This window comes from Citrobacter sp. wls706 (genome assembly GCF_005281305.1).
GTDB classification, from domain to species: domain Bacteria; phylum Pseudomonadota; class Gammaproteobacteria; order Enterobacterales; family Enterobacteriaceae; genus Citrobacter; species Citrobacter werkmanii.
The window spans coordinates 164605-190407 of record NZ_SZXG01000031.1 but is presented as its reverse complement, the minus strand read 5'-3'; the positions used below and the strand labels follow the sequence as shown (position 1 = coordinate 190407).

22 protein-coding genes and 1 pseudogene are annotated in these 25803 nt (G+C 52.7%); 16 read left to right on the top strand and 7 right to left on the bottom strand.

The window, feature by feature from the left end; translation table 11 throughout:
* Positions 1-13: 13 nt before the first annotated feature.
* Positions 14-169, top strand: a pseudogene (locus tag FDW92_RS23240) (integrase); the annotation flags it as partial.
* A gap of 101 nt (positions 170-270) precedes the next feature.
* Here the strand turns inward: FDW92_RS23240 and icd are convergent.
* The gene (gene icd, locus FDW92_RS11480) at positions 271-1521 is read right to left on the bottom strand and encodes an NADP-dependent isocitrate dehydrogenase (protein ID WP_042308974.1); all 1251 of its coding nucleotides are present in this window, start codon (positions 1519-1521) and stop codon (positions 271-273) included.
* A 201-nt stretch (positions 1522-1722) separates the two neighbouring features.
* On the opposite strand from icd, the gene rluE reads away from it, so the two are divergent.
* From rluE to roxA, 8 genes are all read left to right on the top strand, one after another.
* Positions 1723-2346 carry a 23S rRNA pseudouridine(2457) synthase RluE gene (rluE, locus tag FDW92_RS11475; RefSeq protein ID WP_042308975.1) on the top strand — a complete coding sequence of 208 codons (624 nt, stop codon included), beginning with the start codon at positions 1723-1725 and terminating at the stop codon, positions 2344-2346.
* A gap of 9 nt (positions 2347-2355) precedes the next feature.
* Entirely contained in the window at positions 2356-2817 is a 462-nt protein-coding gene (locus tag FDW92_RS11470; protein WP_042308976.1) for an NUDIX hydrolase, read from the top strand.
* Between the two features lie 53 nt (positions 2818-2870).
* Positions 2871-3977 (top strand): tRNA 2-thiouridine(34) synthase MnmA, encoded by a 1107-nt coding sequence (gene mnmA, locus FDW92_RS11465; protein WP_061381741.1) that lies wholly within the window; start codon positions 2871-2873, stop codon positions 3975-3977.
* Positions 3978-4011: 34 nt separating this feature from the next.
* Positions 4012-4653 carry a high frequency lysogenization protein HflD gene (gene hflD, locus FDW92_RS11460; RefSeq protein WP_042309320.1) on the top strand — a complete coding sequence of 214 codons (642 nt, stop codon included), beginning with the start codon at positions 4012-4014 and terminating at the stop codon, positions 4651-4653.
* Between the two features lie 3 nt (positions 4654-4656).
* Positions 4657-6027: an adenylosuccinate lyase gene (purB, locus tag FDW92_RS11455; protein WP_016153410.1), complete on the top strand. Its 1371-nt coding sequence runs from the start codon at positions 4657-4659 to the stop codon at positions 6025-6027.
* Between the two features lie 196 nt (positions 6028-6223).
* Positions 6224-6895 (top strand): two-component system response regulator PhoP, encoded by a 672-nt coding sequence (gene phoP / locus FDW92_RS11450; RefSeq protein ID WP_042309337.1) that lies wholly within the window; start codon positions 6224-6226, stop codon positions 6893-6895.
* A complete protein-coding gene (gene phoQ / locus FDW92_RS11445; protein ID WP_042309080.1) occupies positions 6895-8358 on the top strand; it encodes a two-component system sensor histidine kinase PhoQ in 1464 nt (487 codons plus the stop codon). The genes phoP and phoQ overlap by 1 nt, the downstream gene beginning before the upstream one ends.
* A gap of 92 nt (positions 8359-8450) precedes the next feature.
* On the top strand, positions 8451-9572 hold the full coding sequence (gene roxA, locus FDW92_RS11440; protein WP_042309081.1) for a [50S ribosomal protein L16]-arginine 3-hydroxylase: 1122 nt from the start codon (positions 8451-8453) through the stop codon (positions 9570-9572).
* A gap of 104 nt (positions 9573-9676) precedes the next feature.
* Here the strand turns inward: roxA and pepT are convergent, their stop codons facing one another.
* Positions 9677-10903 carry a peptidase T gene (gene pepT, locus FDW92_RS11435; protein ID WP_042309083.1) on the bottom strand — a complete coding sequence of 409 codons (1227 nt, stop codon included), beginning with the start codon at positions 10901-10903 and terminating at the stop codon, positions 9677-9679.
* A gap of 250 nt (positions 10904-11153) precedes the next feature.
* On the opposite strand from pepT, the gene potA reads away from it, so the two are divergent.
* The 4 genes from potA to potD are packed head-to-tail and all read left to right on the top strand — an operon-like array spanning position 11154 to position 14981.
* On the top strand, positions 11154-12290 hold the full coding sequence (gene potA, locus FDW92_RS11430) for a spermidine/putrescine ABC transporter ATP-binding protein PotA (protein ID WP_038639864.1): 1137 nt from the start codon (positions 11154-11156) through the stop codon (positions 12288-12290).
* Positions 12274-13131 (top strand): spermidine/putrescine ABC transporter permease PotB, encoded by an 858-nt coding sequence (gene potB, locus FDW92_RS11425; protein ID WP_042309087.1) that lies wholly within the window; start codon positions 12274-12276, stop codon positions 13129-13131. The genes potA and potB overlap by 17 nt, the downstream gene beginning before the upstream one ends.
* Positions 13128-13907 (top strand): spermidine/putrescine ABC transporter permease PotC, encoded by a 780-nt coding sequence (gene potC / locus FDW92_RS11420; protein WP_006684943.1) that lies wholly within the window; start codon positions 13128-13130, stop codon positions 13905-13907. Before potB ends, potC begins: the two co-directional genes overlap by 4 nt.
* A gap of 27 nt (positions 13908-13934) precedes the next feature.
* A complete protein-coding gene (potD, locus tag FDW92_RS11415; RefSeq protein ID WP_042309338.1) occupies positions 13935-14981 on the top strand; it encodes a spermidine/putrescine ABC transporter substrate-binding protein PotD in 1047 nt (348 codons plus the stop codon).
* 102 nt (positions 14982-15083) lie between these two features.
* Here potD and cobB read toward each other — a convergent pair whose 3' ends face one another.
* From cobB to lolC, 5 genes are read right to left on the bottom strand one after another with little or no spacing between them, the layout of a single operon-like run.
* Positions 15084-15905 (bottom strand): Sir2 family NAD+-dependent deacetylase, encoded by an 822-nt coding sequence (gene cobB / locus FDW92_RS11410; RefSeq protein WP_137400627.1) that lies wholly within the window; start codon positions 15903-15905, stop codon positions 15084-15086.
* A 15-nt stretch (positions 15906-15920) separates the two neighbouring features.
* Positions 15921-16832, bottom strand: a complete 912-nt coding sequence (nagK, locus tag FDW92_RS11405) for an N-acetylglucosamine kinase (RefSeq protein ID WP_042309091.1) — start codon at positions 16830-16832, stop codon at positions 15921-15923.
* A gap of 18 nt (positions 16833-16850) precedes the next feature.
* Positions 16851-18095: a lipoprotein-releasing ABC transporter permease subunit LolE gene (lolE, locus tag FDW92_RS11400; protein WP_042309093.1), complete on the bottom strand. Its 1245-nt coding sequence runs from the start codon at positions 18093-18095 to the stop codon at positions 16851-16853.
* Positions 18095-18796, bottom strand: a complete 702-nt coding sequence (lolD, locus tag FDW92_RS11395; RefSeq protein WP_042309095.1) for a lipoprotein-releasing ABC transporter ATP-binding protein LolD — start codon at positions 18794-18796, stop codon at positions 18095-18097. The genes lolE and lolD overlap by 1 nt, the downstream gene beginning before the upstream one ends.
* Positions 18789-19988, bottom strand: a complete 1200-nt coding sequence (gene lolC, locus FDW92_RS11390) for a lipoprotein-releasing ABC transporter permease subunit LolC (protein WP_038639847.1) — start codon at positions 19986-19988, stop codon at positions 18789-18791. The genes lolD and lolC overlap by 8 nt, the downstream gene beginning before the upstream one ends.
* A 261-nt stretch (positions 19989-20249) precedes the next feature.
* Between lolC and FDW92_RS11385 the strand changes: the two genes are divergently transcribed.
* From FDW92_RS11385 to FDW92_RS11375, 3 genes are all read left to right on the top strand, one after another.
* The gene (locus tag FDW92_RS11385; RefSeq protein ID WP_042309097.1) at positions 20250-21314 is read left to right on the top strand and encodes an acyltransferase family protein; all 1065 of its coding nucleotides are present in this window, start codon (positions 20250-20252) and stop codon (positions 21312-21314) included.
* A 118-nt stretch (positions 21315-21432) separates the two neighbouring features.
* Positions 21433-24879 carry a transcription-repair coupling factor gene (gene mfd, locus FDW92_RS11380; protein ID WP_042309100.1) on the top strand — a complete coding sequence of 1149 codons (3447 nt, stop codon included), beginning with the start codon at positions 21433-21435 and terminating at the stop codon, positions 24877-24879.
* 148 nt (positions 24880-25027) lie between these two features.
* The coding region (locus FDW92_RS11375) for a L,D-transpeptidase family protein (protein ID WP_249357172.1) at positions 25028-25803 on the top strand (776 nt) is incomplete at its 3' end.

Below are 25803 nucleotides of genomic sequence, written 5' to 3'. Positions count from 1 at the left end.
CTTTCAATATACTACGAACCACGAGCAACAATCACTTTCAGAAAGAAGATATAAAGCACAAGGGATTGATATCCACAAATTATTGGAACATAAATCAAGAAAAATGACAGACAAATATCACGACGACAGGGGTAAGGATTGGACAGTTGTCGAAGTAAAAACGGGGTGAGCACGCCTGGTTTTTGGGGAAGAATTTTGGGGAAACAATGTTGCAGGCACAAAAAAACGGGAACCTCTCGGCTCCCGTTCTCATACAACCCAGAATCTGGATTACATGTTTTCGATGATCGCGTCACCAAACTCTGAACATTTCAGCAGCTTAGCGCCATCCATCAGACGTTCGAAGTCATAGGTTACGGTTTTCGCGTTAATCGCGCCTTCCATACCTTTAACGATCAGGTCAGCAGCTTCGACCCAACCCATGTGGCGCAGCATCATTTCTGCAGACAGAATGATAGAGCCAGGGTTCACTTTATCCTGGCCTGCGTACTTCGGTGCAGTACCATGGGTCGCTTCGAACAGCGCACATTCGTCACCGATGTTCGCGCCTGGCGCGATACCAATACCCCCCACCTGTGCTGCCAACGCATCAGAGATGTAGTCGCCGTTCAGGTTCATACAAGCAATCACATCGTACTCAGCAGGACGCAGCAGGATCTGTTGCAGGAACGCATCGGCGATAACGTCCTTAACCACGATTTCTTTGCCGGATTTCGGGTTCTTGATTTTCACCCACGGGCCGCCATCGATCAATTCACCACCGAATTCTTCACGCGCTAACTGGTAACCCCAGTCTTTGAACGCGCCTTCAGTGAACTTCATGATGTTACCTTTATGTACCAGGGTAACAGAATCACGATCGTTCGCGATGGCATATTCGATCGCCGCACGAACCAAACGCTTGGTCCCTTCTTCAGAACACGGTTTGATACCAATACCACAATGTTCCGGGAAGCGAATTTTCTTCACGCCCATTTCTTCACGCAGGAATTTAATCACTTTCTCAGCATCTGCGGAGTCTGCTTTCCACTCGATACCCGCATAGATATCTTCGGAGTTTTCACGGAAGATAACCATGTCGGTCAGTTCAGGGTGTTTAACCGGGCTTGGCGTACCCTGGTAATAACGCACCGGGCGCAGGCAGACATACAGGTCAAGTTCCTGACGCAGAGCAACGTTCAGAGAGCGAATACCGCCGCCAACTGGCGTGGTCAGTGGACCTTTGATGGCAACACGATATTCACGAATCAGATCAAGAGTTTCAGCAGGCAGCCAGACGTCCTGGCCATAAACCTGAGTGGATTTCTCGCCGGTGTAGATTTCCATCCAGGAGATTTTACGCTCGCCTTTATAGGCTTTCTCGACAGCAGCATCGACAACTTTGATCATCGGTGGGGTTACATCAACGCCGATACCGTCGCCTTCAATGAACGGGATAATCGGATTTTCAGGAACGTTGAGTTTGCCGTTTTGCAGGGTGATCTTCTTACCTTCCGCCGGAACAACTACTTTGCTTTCCATTCACCTCTCCTTCGAGCGCTTCTGGTTTGCTCGTCTGTCATCGCGCTGCATGTGCATTGGCGTCCTGCTGCACGACTGCGTTAGAGCAATTTTTTGTTAATGATTTGTAATGAGCGTGTCAATACTACCCTATTGTTCGTCGCCATGAAAGACACTCGTTCTTAGGCTATAATGCGGCAATTGACATAATCTGAAAATACCATGCAAAAAACTTCTTTTAGAAATCACCAAGTTAAGCGATTCAGCTCACGACAAGTCACTAAGCAGCGTAAAGAAAACCAGCCAAAACGCGTGGTTTTGTTCAATAAACCCTACGATGTTTTGCCACAATTTACTGACGAAGCGGGACGCAAAACGTTAAAAGATTTTATTCCTGTGCCAGGCGTGTATGCTGCGGGTCGTTTGGATCGGGACAGTGAAGGGCTTTTAGTGCTGACCAATGATGGCGCATTACAGGCGCGGTTAACGCAGCCCGGCAAGCGCACGGGGAAAATTTATTATGTTCAGGTTGAGGGAGAACCTACGCCCGAAGCGCTGGAAGCCCTGCGCACTGGCGTAACGCTTAACGATGGTCCCACGCTGCCTGCAGGCATTGAAGTGGTAAAAGAACCCGCCTGGCTGTGGCCGAGAACCCCGCCCATTCGTGAACGGAAGAATATTCCCACCAGTTGGTTAAAAGTCACCTTATATGAAGGCCGCAACCGTCAGGTACGGCGTATGACAGCATATGTTGGGTTTCCTACGCTACGCCTCATCCGCTATGCCATGGGTAATTACACGCTGGATAATCTCGCTAACGGCGAATGGCGGGATGCAACTGTATAAGGAATCGGTATGTTCAAACCACACGTTACGGTCGCCTGCATTGTGCATGCAGAAGATAAATTTTTAGTCGTTGAGGAAACCATAAACGGCAAAGCCTTGTGGAATCAACCTGCCGGGCACCTGGAAGCAGACGAAACCCTGGTACAGGCCGCCGCCCGTGAGCTATGGGAAGAGACAGGCATCAACGCACAGCCGCAGCACTTCATTCGGATGCACCAATGGATTGCGCCTGACAGAACGCCTTTTTTACGTTTTCTGTTTTCTATCGAACTTGCCAATATGTGCGCTACTGAACCCCATGACAGTGATATTGATTGCTGTCGCTGGGTCAGCGCAGAAGAGATTCTCTCAGCGCCAAACCTGCGCTCGCCGCTGGTTGCCGAGAGCATTCTCTGTTATCAGAGCGGGCAGCGCTATCCGCTGGCAATGATCGGTGAATTTAACTGGCCGTTTACAGAGGGTGTCAAGTAAAGGGCTGCGTGCTAGAATATGCCGCCTTGAAGTTCAATGTCGTGAGTATTCCTATGTCTGAAAGCCCAAAAAAAGTGATCGTCGGCATGTCCGGCGGTGTCGATTCCTCCGTTTCTGCCTGGCTGTTGCAACAACAGGGCTATCAGGTAGAAGGCCTGTTCATGAAGAACTGGGAAGAGGACGATGGCGAGGAATATTGCACAGCGGCTGCCGACCTTGCGGATGCACAGGCTGTCTGTGACAAACTTGGCATTGAACTGCATACCGTTAACTTTGCTGCAGAATACTGGGACAACGTCTTTGAGCTGTTTCTTGAAGAGTACAAAGCGGGTCGTACGCCGAACCCGGATATTCTGTGCAATAAAGAGATAAAATTTAAAGCCTTCCTCGAATTTGCCGCTGAAGATTTAGGTGCCGATTACATCGCCACCGGTCACTACGTGCGCCGCGCTGATGTCGACGGCAAAAGCCGCCTGCTGCGAGGGCTTGATGGCAATAAAGACCAGAGCTATTTCCTCTATACGCTCGGCCATGAGCAAATCGCGCAAAGTCTGTTCCCGGTCGGCGAACTGGAAAAACCACAGGTGCGTAAAATTGCCGAAGATCTCGGTCTGATTACCGCCAAGAAAAAAGATTCCACGGGTATCTGCTTCATCGGCGAACGTAAGTTCCGCGAATTTCTTGGTCGCTACCTGCCCGCTCAGCCTGGCAAAATCATCACCGTTGACGGCGAAGAGATTGGCCAGCACCAGGGACTGATGTACCACACTCTGGGCCAACGTAAAGGTCTGGGCATTGGCGGTACGAAAGAAGGGACGGAAGATCCATGGTATGTGGTGGATAAAGACGTTGAGAACAACATTCTGGTTGTCGCTCAGGGTCACGAACACCCACGCCTGATGTCCGTTGGCCTGGTGGCACAACAGCTGCATTGGGTCGATCGCGAACCGTTCACCGGCACAATGCGCTGCACGGTGAAAACCCGCTACCGTCAGACCGACATTCCGTGCACCGTTAAAGCGCTGGATGCTGAACGTATTGAAGTCATTTTCGACGAACCGGTTGCGGCGGTAACGCCGGGTCAGTCGGCTGTCTTTTACAATGGCGAAATCTGCCTCGGCGGCGGAATTATCGAACAACGCCTGCCTTTGCCGGTCTAATTATTTACACATTTGATACAAGGAAGCAGTGAACGTGGCAAAGAATTATTATGACATCACCCTCGCCCTGGCAGGTATATGCCAGTCGGCACGCCTGGTGCAAGAACTGGCGCACCAGGGGCATTGTGATGCCGATGCGTTACACGTTTCACTTAACAGTATCATCGACATGAACCCCAGCTCGACGCTTGGAGTCTTTGGCGGGAGTGAGGCGAACCTGCGACTTGGCCTTGAAACGTTGCTCGGCGTGCTCAACGCCAGCAGTCGTCAGGGGCTGAACGCGGAACTCACCCGCTACACGTTAAGCCTGATGGTACTGGAGCGTAAGCTGTCAGCGGCCAAAGGCGCTATGGACACGCTGGGAGACCGTATCAACGGCTTACAGCGCCAGTTGGACCATTTTGATTTGCAGTCAGAAACGTTGCTGAGCGCGATGGCTGGCATTTATGTTGACGTCATCAGCCCACTCGGCCCGCGTATTCAGGTCACGGGTTCCCCTGCTATCCTCCAGAGCCCACAAGTTCAGGCCAAAGTACGCGCTTCGCTATTGGCTGGCATTCGTGCAGCAGTGCTCTGGCATCAGGTTGGTGGAGGCCGTCTGCAACTCATGTTTTCTCGTAATCGCCTGACGACTCAGGCAAAACAAATTCTTGCTCATTTAACCCCGGAGTTGTGATCTATGGAATTATCCTCACTGACCGCCGTTTCCCCTGTCGATGGACGCTACGGCGATAAAGTCAGCGCGCTGCGCGGGATTTTCAGTGAATACGGTTTGCTGAAATTCCGTGTACAGGTTGAAGTACGCTGGCTGCAAAAACTGGCCGCGCACGCAGCGATCAAGGAAGTTCCTGCTTTTGCTGCCGACGCAATCGGTTTCCTTGATGCGATCGTCGCTAACTTCAATGAAGAAGATGCCGCGCGTATCAAAACCATTGAGCGTACGACTAACCATGATGTGAAGGCAGTTGAGTATTTCCTGAAAGAAAAAGTGGCTGATATCCCGGAACTGCATGCCGTTTCCGAGTTTATCCACTTCGCGTGTACGTCAGAAGACATCAACAACCTGTCTCACGCGCTGATGTTGAAAACCGCTCGCGACGAAGTAGTCCTGCCATACTGGCGTAAGCTTATCGACGCAGTGAAAGATCTGTCCGTACAGTATCGCGATATCCCTCTGCTCTCCCGTACCCACGGTCAACCTGCCACCCCGTCTACGCTGGGCAAAGAAATGGCTAACGTGGCTTACCGTATGGAACGCCAGTACCGCCAGCTTAACCAGGTCGAAATTCTCGGTAAAATCAACGGTGCCGTGGGTAACTATAACGCCCACATCGCCGCTTACCCGGAAGTAGACTGGCATCAGTTCAGCGAAGAGTTTGTTACGTCGCTGGGCATCCAGTGGAACCCGTACACCACGCAGATTGAACCGCACGACTACATTGCCGAGCTGTTTGATTGCATCGCACGTTTCAACACTATCCTGATCGACTTTGACCGCGATGTCTGGGGTTACGTGGCGCTGAACCATTTCAAACAGAAAACTATCGCTGGCGAAATCGGTTCCTCCACCATGCCGCACAAGGTTAACCCAATCGATTTCGAAAACTCCGAAGGCAACCTGGGTCTGTCTAACGCGGTACTGCAACATCTGGCGAGCAAACTGCCGGTTTCCCGCTGGCAGCGAGACCTGACGGACTCAACCGTTCTGCGCAACCTGGGCGTCGGTATTGGCTATGCGCTGATCGCGTATCAATCCACACTGAAGGGCGTGAGCAAACTGGAAGTGAACCGCGATCATCTGCTGGATGAACTGGACCATAACTGGGAAGTTCTGGCCGAGCCGATCCAGACCGTGATGCGTCGCTATGGTATTGAAAAGCCTTACGAGAAGCTGAAAGAACTGACCCGCGGCAAACGCGTTGACGCTGAAGGTATGAAGCAGTTTATCGACGGTCTGGCCCTGCCGGAAGACGAAAAAACTCGCCTGAAAGCAATGACGCCAGCCAATTACATTGGTCGCGCCGTCACTATGGTTGATGAACTGAAGTAATCTGTATTGCGCCGGAGAGCAATTGCGCCTGTTCCGGCCACCAGTTTATGTCGTATGCAAGCCGGATAAGCGTCAGCGCCTTCCGGCTTTTTTCGCCAGTGATAGCCTCCCTTCCCCCGGTTTATTAAATGTTTATCCCCACAGCCACATAATCAGCGTTAAACTATTCATACCGTTCGTATAGGGAGTAATGATGATGCGCGTACTGGTTGTCGAGGATAATGCTTTATTACGCCACCACCTCAAGGTTCAGTTACAGGATTTAGGGCATCAGGTGGATGATGCAGAGGACGCTAAGGAAGCGGACTACTATCTGAATGAACATCTGCCGGATATCGCGATCGTTGATTTAGGGCTCCCTGATGAAGATGGCTTGTCGCTGATCCGCCGCTGGCGCAGCAATGACGTTTCGCTCCCCATTCTGGTATTAACCGCCCGTGAAGGCTGGCAGGACAAAGTGGAAGTGCTCAGCGCCGGCGCCGACGATTACGTCACCAAACCGTTTCACATTGAAGAAGTGGCTGCGCGCATGCAGGCGTTGATGCGTCGCAACAGCGGTCTGGCATCGCAGATTATCTCCCTTCCACCTTTTCAGGTGGACCTCTCTCGCCGTGAGTTATCCGTCAATGATGAGGTGATCAAGCTCACGGCGTTCGAATACACCATTATGGAAACACTCATCCGTAATAACGGCAAAGTGGTCAGTAAAGATTCGCTCATGCTGCAGCTTTATCCGGATGCCGAGCTGCGTGAAAGTCATACTATTGATGTTCTGATGGGACGTTTGCGCAAAAAAATACAGGCGCAGTATCCTGACGACGTCATCACCACCGTGCGTGGCCAGGGATATCTTTTTGAATTGCGCTAATGAATAAACTATTGCGTCATTTTTTCCCGTTATCACTTCGGCTACGTTTTTTACTGGCAACCGCTGGCGTGGTATTGGTGCTCTCACTGGCCTACGGCATCGTTGCCCTGGTGGGTTATAGCGTCAGCTTTGATAAGACAACGTTTCGCCTGTTGCGCGGCGAAAGCAATCTGTTCTATACCCTGGCGAAATGGGATAACGGTAAAATTAATGTCGAGTTACCCGAGAATCTCGATATGCAAAGCCCCACAATGTCGCTGATTTATGATGAAAACGGCAAATTGCTGTGGGCACAGCGCAACGTCCCCTGGCTGACCCAGAGTATTCAACCTGACTGGCTTAAGACGAACGGTTTTCATGAAATTGAAGCCAATGTCGACGCCACCAGCACGTTGCTGGGCGCAGATCACTCCGCACAGCAGCAGTTAAAAGAAGTCAGAGAAGATGACGACGACGCTGAAATGACCCACTCGGTTGCGGTGAATGTCTATCCTGCCACCGCCAGAATGCCCCAACTGACCATTGTGGTTGTCGATACCATTCCTATTGAGTTAAAGCGCTCGTATATGGTCTGGAGCTGGTTCATTTATGTGCTGGTCGCCAACCTGTTGTTGGTCATTCCACTGTTATGGGTGGCCGCCTGGTGGAGCCTGCGACCTATTGAATCGCTGGCGCGTGAAGTTCGTGAGCTTGAAGAACATCATCGTGAAATGCTGAATCCCGCGACCACGCGTGAACTGACCAGTCTGGTCCGCAACCTCAACCGGCTGTTGAAAAGCGAACGTGAGCGCTACGACAAATACCGCACCACGTTAACCGATCTTACCCATAGCCTGAAGACCCCGCTGGCCGTATTGCAAAGCACGCTCCGCTCGATGCGTAACGAAAAAATGAACGTAAGCGACGCGGAACCGATCATGCTCGAGCAAATCAGCCGTATTTCCCAGCAGATTGGCTATTACCTGCATCGCGCCAGCATGCGTGGCAGTAGCGCCCTGCTCAGCCGGGAACTGCATCCTGTCGCGCCGTTGCTGGATAAACTTACCTCGGCGCTGAATAAGGTGTATCAGCGTAAAGGCGTTAACATTAATCTCGACATCTCACCTGAAATCAGCTTTGTAGGCGAGCAGAACGATTTTGTCGAAGTGATGGGAAACGTGCTGGACAACGCCTGTAAATATTGTCTGGAGTTCGTCGAGATTTCAGCGCGACTATCAGAGGATCAACTGCATATTCTGGTTGAAGATGATGGTCCCGGCATTCCGCACAGCAAACGAGAAGTAGTGTTTGACCGTGGACAACGAGTCGATACGCTACGACCAGGACAAGGTGTCGGACTGGCGGTAGCGCGTGAAATCACCGAACAGTACGACGGGCAAATTATTGCAGGTGACAGCCTGCTGGGCGGCGCACGCATGGAAGTCATTTTTGGCCGCCAGCAGCCGGGTCAGAAAGACGAGTAATCGCCGCATGTAATAAATATGTACTGACTTCACGCTTGAGGTTAAGTATCCGTTATAATCGGTTGCAGATACCAGCCTGCGGGATGCTCATTATGGAATACCAACTCACACTTAACTGGCCCGATTTTCTGGAACGCCACTGGCAAAAACGTCCTGTGGTCTTAAAACGCGGGTTTAACAACTTTATTGATCCACTCTCTCCTGACGAACTGGCTGGACTGGCAATGGAAAGCGAAGTCGACAGCCGACTCGTCAGCCATCAGGACGGTAAATGGCAGGTTAACCACGGTCCGTTCGAAAGCTATGACCATCTTGGCGAAAACAACTGGTCGCTGCTGGTACAGGCGGTCAATCACTGGCATGAGCCAACCGCCGCGCTGATGCGTCCGTTTCGCGAGCTGCCGGACTGGCGTATCGATGATCTGATGATCTCCTTCTCCGTACCCGGAGGCGGCGTTGGCCCGCATCTGGATCAGTACGATGTGTTTATTATTCAGGGAACCGGACGCCGCCGCTGGCGCGTGGGCGAAAAACTACAGTTGAAGCAGCACTGCCCTCACCCAGATTTGTTGCAGGTCGATCCGTTTGAAGCCATCATCGATGAAGAGCTGGAACCCGGCGATATTCTGTATATTCCGCCAGGGTTCCCACACGAAGGCTACGCGTTGGAAAACGCCATGAACTATTCGGTGGGCTTCCGTGCGCCAAACACTCGCGAGCTGATCAGCGGATTTGCCGATTACGTTTTACAGCGTGAACTGGGCAGCACATATTACAGCGATCCGGATCTGCCACCCCGCGATCATCCGGCTGACGTTCTACCGCAGGAGATGGACAAGCTGCGCGAAATGATGCTGGGGCTGATTAATCAACCTGAACATTTCCAACAATGGTTTGGTGAGTTTATTTCTCAGTCTCGTCATGAACTGGATATTGCCCCGCCAGAGCCACCGTATCAGCCTGACGAAATCTACGACGCCCTGAAGCAAGGGGATGTATTAGTGCGTCTGGGTGGATTGCGTGTATTGCGCATCGGCGATGATATCTACGCCAATGGTGAGAAAATTGACTCGCCGCATCGTCCTGCCCTTGAAGCCCTTGCCAGCCATATCGTACTGACGGCCGAGAATTTTGAGGATGCGCTGGAAGATCCATCCTTCCTTGCCATGCTGGCCGCACTGGTTAATAGCGGGTATTGGTTCTTCGAAGGATAATGTGTGATTGTGCCTGATGCGACGCTAACGCGTCTTATCAGGCCTACCCGAATGAAATATTCCGTGCCGGATGGCCAAGCGCCATCCAGCATCTACCGAGAAATTTACGGCTGCTTCGCGGTTAACTGCGCAATACGTACAATTACCTGCACCGCTTTTTCCATCCCTTCCAGGGTCACAAATTCATGTTTGCCATGATAGTTGTAGCCGCCGGTGAACAGATTAGGACACGGTAACCCCATAAACGACAGCTGCGCGCCGTCGGTTCCGCCACGAATAGGCTTCAGCACAGGTTCAATATCGCAATCACGCATCGCCTTCTGGGCAATATCCAGCACGTGCGGATGCTCAACCACTTTTTCGCGCATATTGTAGTAGCTGTCTTCGATCACCAGTTCGATATAGCAGTCCGGGTGTAACCCTTTGCCAACCTTCTTGGCGATATCCATGATCTTGCGTTTACGCGCCTCAAACTGCTTGCGGTCAAAATCCCGGATGATGTAGTGCATATCCGCCCGATCAACCGTCCCTTTCATGCTCGCGAGGTGATAAAAGCCTTCATAGCCTTCCGTCGTTTCCGGGCTTTCATCTGCCGGAACCTCAGCGTGAATACGCGCCGCCAGCGACAGCGCATTCACCATCACCCCTTTTGCGGTGCCCGGATGCACATTGTTGCCGACAATTTTGATATTCACCGACGCGGCGTTGAAGTTTTCAAACTCCAGCTCCCCTACGCCACCGCCATCAACGGTATAGGCCCACTGCGCATCAAATGCCGCAACGTCAAAATGCTTCGCCCCTTTACCGACCTCTTCGTCCGGCGTAAAGGCCACGCGAATATCACCGTGCGGAATCTCTTTTTGGATTAGCACAGCCAGCGCGGTCATGATTTCTGCGATGCCTGCTTTATCATCGGCACCCAGCAATGTTTTGCCGTCTGTAGTGATTAGCGTCTGGCCCAAAAGCTGATGCAGTACCGGGAACATCACCGGCGACAGAACTTCATCGCCAATACCTAACGCGATATCGCCCCCGCGGTAGTTTTCAACAATTTGCGGATTAACGTTTTTACCACTGCAATCCGGTGAGGTATCCACATGGGAAATAAAACCGATAGCGGGAATATTGCCAGCAACGTTAGCAGGCAACGTTGCCATCAGCGTCCCCTTTTCGCTGAGTGAAATATTGACCAGCCCCATCTCTTCGAGCTGTTGTTTGAGCAGTTGTAATAACTTCCACTGTCCTTCGGTGCTGGGTACTTGCCGCACGCCCGATTTTGATTGGGTGTCCAGCGACACGTAGTGTAAAAAACGCTCAAGTAGTTTATCCATGCAGTCACCCTCACTTTTTGTGACAACATTATCAATAAGCAACAAAAGACAAATATTGCGTCAGGTCACTTTTATCCCCGCAAGTAAGAATATTTCGCCATGACATCCCCTCTGACTATAGGGCTAAGTCAGTAATTCGCAACAAGGATTGGCGATTACCATGGTTTGCCGTAGAATAACGGCCCTCATTAAGAGTCATCAAGGTGGTTAACCACAAACCCCGCATCGGTCAGCCATCCGTTGCGTTTACATGGGACAGAGTAAAAAATTGAATAAACAACCGCGTTCGCTTTCTCCACTGGTGCAATTAGCGGGAATTCGCAAAAGTTTCGATGGCAAAGAGGTGATTTCCAGCCTGGATTTGACCATTAAAAACGGCGAGTTTCTCACGCTGCTCGGCCCCTCTGGCTGCGGTAAAACAACCGTTCTTCGCCTGATTGCCGGTCTGGAAACGGTTGATTCCGGTCATATCATATTGGACAACCAGGACATCACTCACGTTCCGGCGGAAAATCGCTACGTGAACACCGTCTTCCAAAGCTATGCGTTATTTCCCCACATGACCGTGTTTGAAAATGTGGCCTTCGGTTTACGCATGCAGAAAACACCCGCTGCTGATATCCCTCCTCGCGTTACCGAAGCCCTGCGCATGGTACAACTGGAAGAATTCGCCCAACGAAAGCCGCATCAACTTTCTGGTGGGCAGCAACAGCGCGTGGCGATTGCCCGTGCGGTGGTCAACAAACCTCGTTTGCTCCTGTTGGATGAATCCCTCTCTGCGCTGGACTACAAGCTGCGCAAACAGATGCAGAACGAACTGAAAGCGCTGCAACGTAAACTTGGTATCACTTTTGTTTTTGTCACGCACGACCAGGAAGAAGCGCTGACCATGTCAGACCGTATCGTGGTGATGCGCGATGGCAAGATTGAGCAAGATGGTACGCCGCGCGAAATCTACGAAGAGCCGAAAAATCTGTTTGTCGCCGGGTTTATCGGCGAGATTAATATGTTTAACGCGACGGTCATTGAGCGTCTGGACGATCAGCGCGTTCGTGCTAATGTGGAAGGTCGCGAATGCAACATTTACGTCAACTTCGCGGTGGTGCCTGGACAAAAACTGCACGTATTATTACGCCCGGAAGATCTGCGCGTTGATGAGATCAACGACGATAATCATATTGAAGGTCTTATCGGCTATGTGCGTGAACGCAACTACAAAGGCATGACGCTGGAGTCGGTTGTGGAACTGGAAAATGGCAAGATGGTGATGGTCAGTGAATTCTTCAATGAAGACGATCCTGACTTCGACCACTCGCTCGACCAGAAAATGGCGATTAACTGGGTAGAAAGCTGGGAGGTCGTACTGGCTGATGAAGAACACAAGTAAATTCCAGAGTGTGGTGATCGTCACCATTGTCGGTTGGCTTGTGTTATTTGTCTTTCTGCCCAACCTGATGATCATCGGCACCAGCTTTTTGACCCGTGACGACGCTAATTTCGTCAAAATGGTCTTTACGCTGGAAAACTATACTCGCCTGCTGGATCCGCTCTATTTTGAGGTACTGGTTCACTCCCTCAATATGGCGTTGATTGCCACGCTCGCCTGTCTGGTACTGGGCTATCCGTTTGCCTGGTTTTTGGTAAAGCTGCCGGAAAAAGTGCGCCCGCTGCTGCTGTTCCTGCTGATTGTTCCGTTCTGGACCAACTCGCTTATTCGCATTTATGGACTCAAAATTTTCCTCAGCACCAAGGGCTATCTCAACGAATTTCTATTGTGGACCGGCATTATTGATACCCCCATTCGCATCATGTTTACCCCCAGCGCGGTGATCATCGGCCTGGTGTACATCCTGCTACCGTTTATGGTGATGCCGCTCTACTCCAGCATTGAGAAACTCGACAAACCGCTGCTGGAAGCCGCACGCGATTTAGGCGCCAGCAAACTTCAGACCTTTACCCGCATCATTATTCCGCTGACGATGCCGGGAATTATCGCTGGATGTCTGCTGGTTATGCTGCCGGCAATGGGGCTGTTTTACGTTTCCGATTTAATGGGTGGGGCGAAAAACCTGTTAATTGGTAACGTGATTAAAGTGCAGTTCCTGAACATTCGCGACTGGCCGTTTGGCGCAGCTACCAGCATAACGCTGACTATCGTGATGGGGCTGATGCTGCTGGTTTACTGGCGCGCCTCCCGCTTGCTGAACAAGAAGGTAGAACTCGAATGATCGGTCGACTGCTTCGTGGCGGTTTTATGACCGCTATCTACGCGTATCTGTACATTCCAATCATTATTTTGATTGTGAACTCCTTTAACAGCTCGCGCTTTGGCATCAACTGGCAAGGTTTTACTACCAAGTGGTACGGTCTGCTGGTTAACAACGACAGCCTGCTGCAGGCGGCGCAACACTCCCTGACGATGGCAGTGCTCTCCGCAACGTTTGCCACGCTGATCGGTTCACTCACCGCGGTCGCGCTTTATCGCTACCGTTTTCGCGGGAAACCCTTTGTCAGCGGCATGCTGTTTGTGGTGATGATGTCGCCCGATATCGTAATGGCGATTTCGCTGCTGGTTCTGTTTATGTTAATTGGCATTCAGCTCGGCTTCTGGTCGCTGCTGTTTTCGCATATTACCTTCTGTCTGCCTTTTGTGGTGGTGACGGTCTATTCGCGTCTAAAAGGTTTTGATGTGCGAATGCTGGAAGCGGCAAAAGATTTAGGTGCCAGCGAAGTGACTATTCTGCGCAAGATCATTCTACCGCTGGCAATGCCTGCGGTAGCCGCAGGCTGGTTGCTAAGCTTTACGCTGTCGATGGATGACGTCGTCGTTTCATCCTTCGTCACCGGACCGGGTTACGAAATTTTGCCCTTAAAAATCTACTCAATGGTAAAAGTCGGCGTATCACCCGAGGTGAACGCGCTGGCGACCATTTTGTTGGTTCTGTCGCTGGTTATGGTGATCGCCAGCCAGCTTATTGCACGTGATAAAACCAAGGGCCGCTAAGGCCCTTAATTCAGGGGACGTTAAATGATGAAAAAATGGTCACGCCACCTGCTCGCGGCGGGTGCTCTGGCACTGGGCATGAGCGCCGCTCACGCGAATGACAACAACACGCTCTATTTCTATAACTGGACTGAGTACGTGCCGCCAGGACTGCTGGAGCAGTTCACCAAAGAGACCGGCATTAAGGTTATCTATTCGACCTACGAGTCGAATGAAACCATGTACGCCAAGCTCAAAACCTATAAAGACGGTGCGTACGATCTGGTGGTTCCGTCTACCTATTACGTCGATAAAATGCGTAAAGAAGGCATGATCCAGAAGATCGACAAGTCGACGTTGACCAATTTCCACAACCTCGATCCGGAAATGCTCAACAAGCCGTTTGACCCTAACAATGACTACTCCATTCCGTATATCTGGGGTGCGACGGCCATTGGCGTCAACAGCGATGCCATCGACCCGAAAAGCGTAACCAGTTGGGCAGACCTGTGGAAACCGGAGTACAAAGGTAGCCTGTTGTTAACCGATGACGCGCGCGAAGTCTTCCAGATGGCGCTGCGCAAGCTGGGATATTCCGGCAATACCACCGATCCGAAAGAGATTGAAGCCGCCTATAACGAACTGAAGAAGCTGATGCCTAACGTCGCTGCATTTAACTCTGACAACCCGGCCAACCCGTATATGGAAGGTGAAGTCAATCTGGGGATGGTGTGGAACGGCTCCGCGTATGTTGCGCGCCAGGCAGGTACGCCGCTGGAGGTGGTGTGGCCGAAGGAAGGGGGTATTTTCTGGATGGACAGCCTGTCTATTCCAGCTAACGCAAAAAACAAAGAAGGTGCGCTGAAGCTAATTAACTTCCTGCTGCGCCCGGACGTGGCGAAAGAAGTCGCAGAAACCATCGGTTATCCAACGCCAAACCTGGCGGCACGTAAGCTGTTAAGCCCGGAAGTGGCGAACGATAAAACGCTCTACCCTGATGCTGAAACCATCAACAAAGGGGAATGGCAAAACGACGTCGGTTCCGCCAGCGCTATCTATGAAGAGTACTATCAGAAGCTGAAAGCAGGACGCTAATTCAGCATTGTAAGGAATGCCCGATGGCGCTACGCTTATCGGGCCTACATCAATGCGAACCGTAGGCCGGATAAGGCATTTGCCGCCATCCGGCAAAAAAAATCACAGTCCTTTCAATAACCTCTCAACAAACTCGGGCACCACCTGGCTTGCCGGACCATAATGCTTCTCTTCGAACTCGCTTCCCACCTGGCTTGGCTCGAGATTTAACTCTACCGTATGCGCTCCATGCAGCCGTGCCTCATGCACAAAACCCGCGGCCGGGTAAACATGGCCTGATGTGCCAATGGCAATAAACACATCCGCCATTGCCAGCGCCATATAAATTTCATCCATTCCCAGCGGCATTTCACCAAACCACACGACGTGCGGTCGCAGCGGAGCCGGGAACTGGCAGCAATGGCATTTGTCTTCCGCAGTCACATCGCCCGTCCACTCCAGAATCTGTCCGCTTTGCGAACAGCGAACCTTGAGCAGTTCGCCGTGCATATGGATGACATTCTGGCTGCCCGCGCGTTCATGCAGGTTATCAATATTCTGCGTCACCAGTAAAAAACGGTCACCCAGCTCGGCTTCAAGTTTTGCCAGCGCGATATGCGCCGCGTTGGGCTGGATTTCTGGTTGCTGCAATTGATGACGACGGGCGTTATAAAATGACTGAACCAGTTCCGGGTTACGACTAAACCCTTCCGGGGTCGCAACGTCTTCGACCCGATGTTCTTCCCAAAGTCCATCCGTCGTACGGAAGGTTCGAATACCTGACTCGGCAGAAATCCCCGCTCCCGTCAGTACCAACACTCTTGGTTTTTCCATCAATTCAGGCACCACTCTGTCTCTGAAAAAGATTCGTTGACGCAGGCGATCGCGCAAATGGCGTTTATTTTTACGAAAGCGGCTTAACCGATGACTCCGACGCGACAGCATAACAACCTCTTTGTATTAATCGGTAAGATGTAAAAAAGCGGCCCCGCGCATTCCGCCCGCATCACCGTGCCGTGCCTGCTCAATACGCGGCACTCGGGCAACCGGCAGCAGATGGCGTGGCAATCTGTCCGCCAGTTGCGTCGTAATAGCGGAAAAATTCGACAAACCACCACCAATCACCACTAAATCAGGATCAACGATGGTCAGGATATTCCCCAAACAGACTGCCAGTAAATCCAGATAACGTTCAACATGGGCGCGCGCTTGCTCATCTCCCTGCTCCCACAGCGCGATAATTTCACGGGCATCCAGCGGTTGATGGTAGTAATGCTGATACAACCACGCAAATCCACCGCCGGAGAGATAGCTTTCAATACAGCCTAATTGACCGCATCCGCAGCGGCGCAGTGGGAAATCAAATCCCATTAGCGTCAGCGCATCGACCGGCAAACGAATATGACCAAACTCACCGGTGATATAGCTGCGTCCGGTGATGGATTTACCGTTAAGCACGAGTCCACCGCCGACACCGGTGCCGAGGATTAACCCCATAACCAGCGGATACTGAGTGAACTCGTCGTCCCAGGCTTCAGAGAGGGCAAAACAGTTGGCATCGTTGTCCAGGCGGACATCGCGGTCAAGGCGGGCGCTGAGATCGGCGCGGAGCGGTTTACCACTGGCGGCAGGCACGTTGGCCGCATATAGCGTACCGTCTTCTGTTTCTGGCATGCCAGGGATACCGATACCCACCGAACCTTTGACGCCGAAGCGCTGGTCCGCTTCCGTTACCAGATTGCAGACCGCATCAAGGAAAGCGTCATAGCTGTCGCGAGGTGTAGGGACGCGTGTTTCCCATTGTAAACGGCGTTGGCTATCAAATACCCCCAGCGCAATTTTGGTCCCGCCGATGTCAAATCCGTAATACATCACCGCTCCTTCTTATTGTTATTGGCCGCTAAGTACTCTCGCAGGATCAATATTGCTGGCGCGACGCGCCGGATACCAACTCGCCAAAAGACTCAGCACTAATGCTGTCACCAGCACGTAGATCACATCCAGCCAGTGTAATTCCGATGGCAGGAAGTCAATGAAATAGATATCGCCAGACAGGAACTGATGGCCGATAAGCGCTTCGATTCCGTTGATGATCGGCGTCAATTGCAGCGAGACAACCACCCCGATGACCACACCTATCAGACTGCCGAACAGACCCGCCAGCAGGCCGTACCAGACAAAAATGGCACGGATCAAACCATCTTTAGCTCCCAGGGTTCTTAATACCGCAATATCACCGCTTTTGTCTTTTACCGCCATCACTAACGTGGAAACGATATTAAAACAGGCCACGCCAATCACCAGCACCATCGCCAGATACATAATGGCGCGGATCATCTGAATATCGCGATACATATAGCCGTAGGTGCCAATCCAACTCTTAATATAAACATAGTTGTTGGTCACTTCACCCGCGTCTCGCACCAGTTTATTAGCGTTAAACACGTCGTTAACTTTCAGCGCGATCCCGGAAACGCTGGATCCCATATCCAGGTATTGCTGCGCGTCTTTCATAGGGATCATGGCAAAGCTGTGATCGAGCTGACCGCTCAGTTGCAAAATGCCCGTCACGTGCAAACGCACGCGTTTAGGCTGCTGTAACTTATGGTCCGCACTGGCGTTAGGGATCATAATCGACACCCAGTCGCCTTGCTTCACCTTCAGCGCATCGGCAATCCCTTTACCAATGATGATTTGCTGCTCACCGGCTTTGAAATTATCCCAGGCGTGGTTCTGCACGAACGATGGCAGCGCGCTTAAACGCTGTTCCTGTTTCGGGTCAACGCCCTTCACCTGCACCGCGCGTAGATTCGCCCCACTCTCCACCAGCCCGGTAAAGTTGATATAAGGCGCCGCGGCAGCAATACCTGGCACTTTCTGCACTTTATCGAGCGCTTCCTGCCAGTTGTTCCACGGCTGGTTAACGGCCTCAATTTCACCGTGCGGGACCACGGCCAGAATACGGTTGTTCAACTCACGCTCAAAGCCGTTCATGGCGCTTAATCCGACGATCAACACCGCCACACCCAACGCGATACCAACGGTAGAAATCACAGAAATCAGCGAGACCATGCCACCGCGCCGCCGACCACGGCTAAAGCGCAGGCCAATCAATAACGATAAAGGCGACGCCATTACTCTGCTCCCATCAGGCTCAGTTCAGCCGTCAGGCGACCATCGCGCATTTCAAGTTGGCGGCTCATCCGCTTCGCCAACTGCAGATCGTGCGTAACCACCAGAAATGCTGTGCCCTGAGAGCGGTTAAGTTCACCCAGAAGCTCGAAAATGCTGTCCGCATTGCGCGCATCCAGGTTACCCGTGGGTTCATCCGCCAGCACCAGACGAGGGTTGTTCACCAGCGCACGGGCAATCGCCACACGCTGACGCTCGCCGCCCGACAGTTCAGACGGCCGATGGCTGGCACGATGATCCAGCCCTACCGCTTTCAGCATATCGCGCGCGCGCGCAGTGATTTCAGCCGGTTTTTTCTTGCCGATCAGCAGCGGCATCGCCACGTTTTCCAGTGCGGTAAAATCCGGCAGCAGATGGTGGAACTGGTAAATAAAGCCCAGCTTCTGATTGCGCAGCTCCGCCTTCGCCGCAGACGAGAGTTTGCTCATCGGCTGACCGCTAAAAATGACGTCGCCGGAGGTCGGCGTATCCAGCCCACCTAACAGATGCAGCAGCGTACTCTTACCGGAGCCGGAGCTGCCGACAATCGCCATCATCTCGCCTTCGCCAACGCAAAAACTGACATCGTGCAGTACATCGGTCTGCACTGTGCCTTCCTGATAGCGTTTGCACAGGTTGTCGCATTGCAACAGGATCTTATTCATAACGTAAAGCCTCAGCGGGTTGAGTGGCGGCAGCGCGCCAGGAAGGATAAAGCGTAGACAGCAGCGCGATGGCCATCGCCACCAGCGCAATGACGATAACCTGCAACGGCTCGATGGCGACCGGCAGCGCAGCGCCATCCAGAAGCACGCCGATAATGGGCATCAGGTTGTTCAGTTGACTGGCGAGCAATGCGCCCAGCCCTGCGCCCAGCAGCGCGCCGATAATTCCGGCACTGGCCCCCTGGACCATAAACACCATCATTATCTGCCGCGGCGTTAGCCCCTGCGTTTGTAGAATCGCCACTTCCCCTTGCTTCTCCATTACCATCAAACCCAGCGAGGTAATAATATTAAAAGCCGCTACCGCCACGATCAGACTTAGCAACAGCCCCATCATGTTTTTCTCCATGCGCACAGCCTGGAATAATTCCCCTTTACGCTCGCGCCAGTCCTGCCATTTGGTGCCCTGCGGCAGCGTTTGCTGGCTCAACGTGTCAACCTTTAACGGCTCGTTCAACCACAAACGCCAGCCGGTGATATTACCCACCGGGTAGCGCATCAGGCGTGACGCATCCTGAATGTTGGTCAGCATCTGGTAGCCGTCGACTTCGCTATTAGCAGCAAAGGTGCCAATCACCGTAAACAGACGCTGGCTCGGCAGACGCCCCATCGGCGTAAACTGACTGGCGGACGGCACCATCACGCGAATTTGATCGCCACGGTTAACGCCCAGCTGCCCGGCAAGCTGCTCACCGAGGATGACATTATACTTACCCGGTTGCAGATCTGTTTGCTTCACATTGACCAGATACGGCGTGAGCGGATCTTTTTGCGCCGGGTCGATCCCCAGCATTACGCCAACCGCCACGCTACGTGCACTTTGCAGCACCACATCTCCCGTAGTTATGGGTGCAACGCGGTTGACGCCGTTCAACACCACCGCTTTTTCCGGCAGTTGCTGCGGGTTTAAGGAACCCTGCTCAGACGAGAGAACGGCCTGGGGCATCAGGCCAAGGATATTGTTTTGCAGCTCGCGCTCGAAACCGTTCATCACTGACAACACTGTGACCAGCGCCATTACCCCGAGAGTAATGCCGATGGTGGAGAGCCAGGAAACGAAGCGACCGAAGCGATCTGCTGCACGCCCACGCATATAACGCAGGCCGATGAATAGAGCGACAGGTTGGTACATGAAATCCGTCTGGTTGCTGTTAGCAAAGTCACGAGTATATAAGCGAAAGCGGAATGGGTAAATGACTGAACCGTAAGTGTTCGTCAGCACTATTCCTAAAAGTATAAACAAATCAATCCGCTGTAGCTGTCCCTCGCCCCTTTAGTGCCGGTCCCTGATCTTTATCCTAAAAAAACAAAATGCAGACAGTTACGCATTACAGCGTACTGAGGGTTGCGCAGGATAGCAGGCTATAGCCAACAATATGGATACGCTGTCTCGATGAATAAAAAAGAACTATGGATTAATCAAATCAAAGGGTTATGCATTTGTCTGGTGGTTATATACCACTCAGTCATTACGTTTTACCCGCATCTCACCACCTTTCAGCATCCGCTTTCAGAGATGCTGAGCAAATGCTGGATTTACCTCAATCTGTACCTGGCGCCGTTTCGTATGCCGGTATTTTTCTTTATTTCGGGCTATTTGATCCGCCGCTACATCGATAACGTTCCCTGGACGACCTGCGTGAATAAACGGATCTGGAGTATTGCCTGGGTGCTGGTGCTATGGGGAGTCGTGCAATGGCTGGCGTTAGTCACGCTCAATAACTGGTTGGCTCCGCAACGCGATCTGAGTCATGCCGCCAACGCCGCGTATGCCGGTTCAATCGCTGGCTTTACCCACGGGATGCTGACCGCCAGCACCAGCTTGTGGTATCTGTATGCACTGATTGTCTATTTTGTGCTGTGTAAGATTTTCAACCGCTGGGCGTTACCGCTGTTGACGCTGTTTGTCGTGCTGAGCGTGGCGATTAATTTTTTCCCCACGCCGTGGTGGGGAGTGAACAGCGTGATTCGCAATCTGCCCTGGTACAGTCTCGGCGCCTGGTTTGGCGCAACGCTGATGGTATGGATCAAAGAGGTGCCTCTGCGCCGCCATACGCTCATATTTATGGTTAGCGTAGTGGTCGCCGTGGGCGCGTGGCTGGTAAATATTTCGCTACTGCTTTCCCTCCTGTCTATTGTACTGATCATGAAGCTGTTTTATCAGTTCGAGCAGCGCTTTGGTATGCGCGCATCCAGCCCTTTAAGCGTAATTGGATCCAATACCATCGCCATCTACACCACCCACCGTATTTTGGTTGAGCTGTTCAGCTTAACGCTCATCCCCAAAATCAATCATGCCGCCTGGCCTGCGTACGGCGAGTTGCTCCTGCTGCTGGTTTATCCCTTCGCCTGCCTGCTGTTGTGCACCCTGTTTGGCTTGCTGGTGCGTAAAATTTCGCAAAAAACCGTTGCCGACTTGCTCTTTTCCCCGCCATCTTTATCGACATCCTCGCGCTAATTTCAACGTGCTTTTTGCCCCCATCAGGGGGCGAATCAATTTGCTTATGAGAAACGATCACGGATAATAAAGAACATTGCTTATCAGATGTATATCTAAACGAGATCCTGACAACCGAATGCCTGAACAACATCGTTACACGCTCCCGGCCGGCGCTTCCGACCAGCGCCAGTTAGGTGAACTGACCGGCGCAGCTTGCGCGACGCTGGTCGCTGAAATCGCTGAACGTCATGCGGGTCCTGTCGTACTGATCGCGCCGGACATGCAAAATGCCCTGCGACTGCATGATGAAATTCGTCAGTTTACCGACCAGATGGTAATGAACCTGGCGGACTGGGAAACGCTGCCCTACGATAGCTTTTCCCCTCATCAGGAGATTATCTCCTCGCGACTGTCCACCCTGTATCAGCTCCCTGCCATGCAGCGCGGTGTGCTGATTGTGCCGGTGAACACGCTGATGCAGCGCGTCTGTCCGCACAGCTATCTGCACGGTCATGCGCTGGTGATGAAAAAAGGTCAGCGGCTTTCGCGCGACGCCCTGCGCGAACAACTGGACAGCGCGGGCTACCGCCATGTTGATCAGGTGATGGAGCACGGCGAATACGCCACGCGCGGCGCGTTGTTGGATCTGTTCCCCATGGGCAGTGAATTGCCTTATCGCCTGGACTTCTTTGATGACGAAATCGACAGCCTGCGTCTGTTTGATACCGACACCCAGCGCACGCTGGAAGAAGTCGATGCCATTAATTTGCTGCCCGCGCACGAATTCCCGACCGATAAAACGGCGATCGAGCTGTTCCGCAGCCAGTGGCGCGATACCTTTGAAGTTAAACGCGACGCCGAACATATTTACCAGCAGGTCAGCAAAGGCACGTTACCTGCGGGTATCGAATACTGGCAGCCGCTGTTTTTCAGCGAGCCGCTGCCCCCCCTGTTCAGCTATTTCCCTGCCAATACGTTATTGGTCAATACGGGTGATATAGAGACCAGTGCAGAACGCTTCCAGGCCGATACCCTGTCGCGTTTTGAGAATCGGGGTGTTGATCCGATGCGCCCGCTTCTGCCGCCGCACTCGCTGTGGCTGCGCGTTGACGAGCTGTTCTCCGAACTAAAACGCTGGCCGCGCGTTCAACTGAAAACCGAGACACTGGCAAACAAAGCCGCGAATACTAACCTCGGCTTCCAGAAGTTGCCAGATATCGCGGTTCAGGCGCAGCAAAAAGCACCGTTAGATGCGTTACGTAAATTTCTTGAAGCCTTCACCGGTCCGGTGATTTTCTCGGTTGAAAGTGAAGGTCGTCGCGAAGCGCTCGGCGAACTGCTCGCCCGTATCAAAATCGCGCCGAAGCGCATACTGCGTCTCGACGAAGCCATCGACAATGGCCGCTATCTGATGATTGGCGCAGCCGAACACGGCTTCATTGATAGCAAACGCAACCTGGCGCTGATTTGTGAAAGCGATCTGCTCGGGGAGCGGGTGGCGCGCCGCCGCCAGGATTCTCGTCGCACCATCAATCCGGATACGTTAATTCGCAACCTCGCAGAACTGCATCCAGGTCAACCGGTGGTGCATCTGGAGCACGGCGTTGGCCGTTATGCCGGAATGACCACGCTGGAAGCGGGCGGTATCACCGGCGAGTACCTGATGCTCACCTACGCCAACGACGCCAAACTGTACGTGCCTGTGTCATCGTTGCACCTGATCAGCCGCTACGCTGGTGGCGCGGAAGAAAATGCGCCGCTACATAAACTGGGCGGAGATGCCTGGTCTCGTGCCCGCCAGAAAGCCGCTGAGAAGGTGCGCGATGTCGCGGCAGAACTGTTGGATATCTATGCTCAGCGGGCGGCGAAAGAAGGCTTTGCCTTTAAGCATGACCGTGAGCAGTACCAGCTGTTTTGCGACAGCTTCCCGTTTGAAACTACGCCCGATCAGGCGCAGGCGATCAACGCGGTCCTCAGCGATATGTGTCAGCCGCTGGCCATGGATCGTCTGGTGTGCGGCGACGTCGGCTTTGGTAAAACCGAAGTCGCGATGCGCGCCGCCTTCCTCGCCGTAGAGAACCACAAGCAGGTTGCCGTGCTGGTTCCAACCACCCTGCTCGCGCAGCAGCACTTCGACAACTTCCGCGACCGCTTTGCCAACTGGCCGGTACGCATTGAGATGCTGTCCCGTTTCCGTAGCGCCAAAGAGCAAGCGCAGATTCTGGAGCAAGTTGCCGAGGGAAAAATTGATATTCTCATCGGCACGCACAAACTGCTGCAAGCGGATGTGAAGTTAAAAGATCTGGGTCTGTTGATTGTCGATGAAGAGCACCGTTTTGGCGTTCGCCATAAAGAGCGCATCAAAGCAATGCGCGCGGATGTCGATATCCTGACGCTGACGGCAACGCCTATTCCGCGTACGCTCAATATGGCGATGAGCGGCATGCGCGATCTGTCGATCATTGCCACGCCTCCTGCCCGTCGTCTGGCGGTGAAAACCTTTGTGCGTGAATATGACAATCTGGTGGTTCGCGAGGCTATCCTGCGTGAAGTTCTGCGCGGGGGGCAAGTTTATTATCTGTTTAACGACGTTGAAAATATCCAGAAAACGGCTGACAGATTAGCGGAACTGGTGCCGGAAGCGCGTATTGGTATCGGCCACGGTCAAATGCGCGAGCGCGAACTGGAACGCGTGATGAACGATTTCCACCATCAGCGCTTTAACGTGCTGGTGTGTACCACCATTATCGAAACCGGCATCGACATTCCGACCGCCAACACCATTATCATCGAACGCGCCGACCACTTTGGTTTAGCGCAATTGCACCAGTTGCGCGGTCGTGTGGGACGCTCACACCATCAGGCGTACGCCTGGCTGCTGACGCCGCATCCAAAAGCGATGACCACCGACGCGCAAAAGCGCCTGGAAGCCATCGCCTCGCTGGAAGATTTGGGCGCTGGCTTTGCGCTGGCGACCCACGACCTTGAAATTCGCGGCGCCGGGGAACTGCTGGGTGAAGATCAGAGTGGTTCCATGGAAAGCATCGGCTTCTCGCTGTATATGGAGCTGCTGGAAAATGCTGTCGATGCGCTCAAAGAGGGACGCGAACCGTCGCTGGAAGATCTCACCAGCCAGCAAACCGAAGTTGAACTGCGCATGCCGTCACTGCTGCCGGATGACTATATTCCCGATGTCAACACGCGACTGTCGTTCTACAAGCGTATTGCCAGTGCGAAAGGCGAAAACGAGCTGGAAGAAATTAAGGTCGAGCTGATAGACCGTTTTGGTCTGCTGCCCGACCCGGCCCGTACGCTGCTGGATATTGCCCGGTTACGCCAACAGGCGCAGAAACTGGGTATCAGAAAGCTTGAAGGCAATGAAAAAGGCGGCACAATTGAGTTTGCAGAGAAAAACCACGTCAATCCGGTCTGGCTGATTGGTTTACTGCAAAAACAGCCGCAGCACTTCCGTCTGGACGGCCCAACCCGGCTGAAATTTATGCAGGATCTGGGCGAACGCAAAACGCGAATCGACTGGGTACGCCAGTTTATGCGCCAGCTTGAAGAAAACGCCGTAGCATAGTGAACAGGCCGGGAGCGCACACAGCCCTCCCGGCCTGTGAATTTACAAACTCTTTGCACTTCCCTGCACTTCCCGACACAGCAAACGGCCATAATTCCTGTTTACTTTTACATAATAAAAACCACGTAAAAACAATGGATTTATGGTGATGTTAAACAATAAACGACTCTCTCGCTGGTTAGCGTTTTTTACGCTTGCAGCGACCTTCGCGTTAGCACTTCCGGCTCAGGCAAACACCTGGCCGCTGCCGCCGCCGGGAAGCCGCCTGGTGGGACAGAATGCCGTTCACGTTGTCGAAGACAATGGCGGTTCTCTCGAAGCGATTGCGAAAAAATACAACGTCGGCTTTTTAGCGCTGTTGCAGGCTAACCCCGGCGTTGATCCTTTCGTACCTCGCCCCGGCAGCGTTTTGACGATCCCATTGCAAACCCTGTTACCGGATGCACCGCGCGAAGGCATTGTCATCAACCTCGCCGAACTGCGTCTTTATTATTACCAGCCGGGAACCAATTCGGTGACCGTATATCCTATCGGCATTGGCCAGTTAGGCGGTGATACGCTGACCCCCACCATGGTAACCACCATTTCCGATAAACGCGCCAACCCCACCTGGACGCCTACAGCAAATATCCGCGCGCGCTATAAAGCAAACGGCATCGATCTTCCTGCCGTTGTCCCTGCCGGGCCAGATAACCCGATGGGCCATCACGCGATTCGCTTAGCCGCATACGGCGGCGTTTATCTGCTGCACGGCACCAATGCTGACTTTGGCATCGGCATGCGCGTCAGTTCTGGTTGTATTCGTCTGCGCGACGGTGATATCGAAACCCTGTTCCGTCAAGTGAAACCAGGAACCAAGGTCAATATCATTAATACACCGATCAAAGCCTCAGTCGAACCTAGCGGCATGCGGCTGGTGGAAGT

Bases quoted from the DNA above. Each gene is read 5' to 3' on its own strand.
- icd (WP_042308974.1), bottom strand. From the start codon at position 1,521: ATGGAAAGCAAAGTAGTTGTTCCGGCGGAAGGTAAGAAGATCACCCTG.
- rluE (WP_042308975.1), top strand. From the start codon at position 1,723: ATGCAAAAAACTTCTTTTAGAAATCACCAAGTTAAGCGATTCAGCTCA.
- FDW92_RS11470 (WP_042308976.1), top strand. From the start codon at position 2,356: ATGTTCAAACCACACGTTACGGTCGCCTGCATTGTGCATGCAGAAGAT.
- mnmA (WP_061381741.1), top strand. From the start codon at position 2,871: ATGTCTGAAAGCCCAAAAAAAGTGATCGTCGGCATGTCCGGCGGTGTC.
- purB (WP_016153410.1), top strand. From the start codon at position 4,657: ATGGAATTATCCTCACTGACCGCCGTTTCCCCTGTCGATGGACGCTAC.
- phoP (WP_042309337.1), top strand. From the start codon at position 6,224: ATGCGCGTACTGGTTGTCGAGGATAATGCTTTATTACGCCACCACCTC.
- phoQ (WP_042309080.1), top strand. From the start codon at position 6,895: ATGAATAAACTATTGCGTCATTTTTTCCCGTTATCACTTCGGCTACGT.
- roxA (WP_042309081.1), top strand. From the start codon at position 8,451: ATGGAATACCAACTCACACTTAACTGGCCCGATTTTCTGGAACGCCAC.
- pepT (WP_042309083.1), bottom strand. From the start codon at position 10,903: ATGGATAAACTACTTGAGCGTTTTTTACACTACGTGTCGCTGGACACC.
- potA (WP_038639864.1), top strand. From the start codon at position 11,154: ATGGGACAGAGTAAAAAATTGAATAAACAACCGCGTTCGCTTTCTCCA.
- potB (WP_042309087.1), top strand. From the start codon at position 12,274: ATGAAGAACACAAGTAAATTCCAGAGTGTGGTGATCGTCACCATTGTC.
- potC (WP_006684943.1), top strand. From the start codon at position 13,128: ATGATCGGTCGACTGCTTCGTGGCGGTTTTATGACCGCTATCTACGCG.
- potD (WP_042309338.1), top strand. From the start codon at position 13,935: ATGAAAAAATGGTCACGCCACCTGCTCGCGGCGGGTGCTCTGGCACTG.
- cobB (WP_137400627.1), bottom strand. From the start codon at position 15,905: ATGCTGTCGCGTCGGAGTCATCGGTTAAGCCGCTTTCGTAAAAATAAA.
- nagK (WP_042309091.1), bottom strand. From the start codon at position 16,832: ATGTATTACGGATTTGACATCGGCGGGACCAAAATTGCGCTGGGGGTA.
- lolE (WP_042309093.1), bottom strand. From the start codon at position 18,095: ATGGCGTCGCCTTTATCGTTATTGATTGGCCTGCGCTTTAGCCGTGGT.
- lolD (WP_042309095.1), bottom strand. From the start codon at position 18,796: ATGAATAAGATCCTGTTGCAATGCGACAACCTGTGCAAACGCTATCAG.
- lolC (WP_038639847.1), bottom strand. From the start codon at position 19,988: ATGTACCAACCTGTCGCTCTATTCATCGGCCTGCGTTATATGCGTGGG.
- FDW92_RS11385 (WP_042309097.1), top strand. From the start codon at position 20,250: ATGAATAAAAAAGAACTATGGATTAATCAAATCAAAGGGTTATGCATT.
- mfd (WP_042309100.1), top strand. From the start codon at position 21,433: ATGCCTGAACAACATCGTTACACGCTCCCGGCCGGCGCTTCCGACCAG.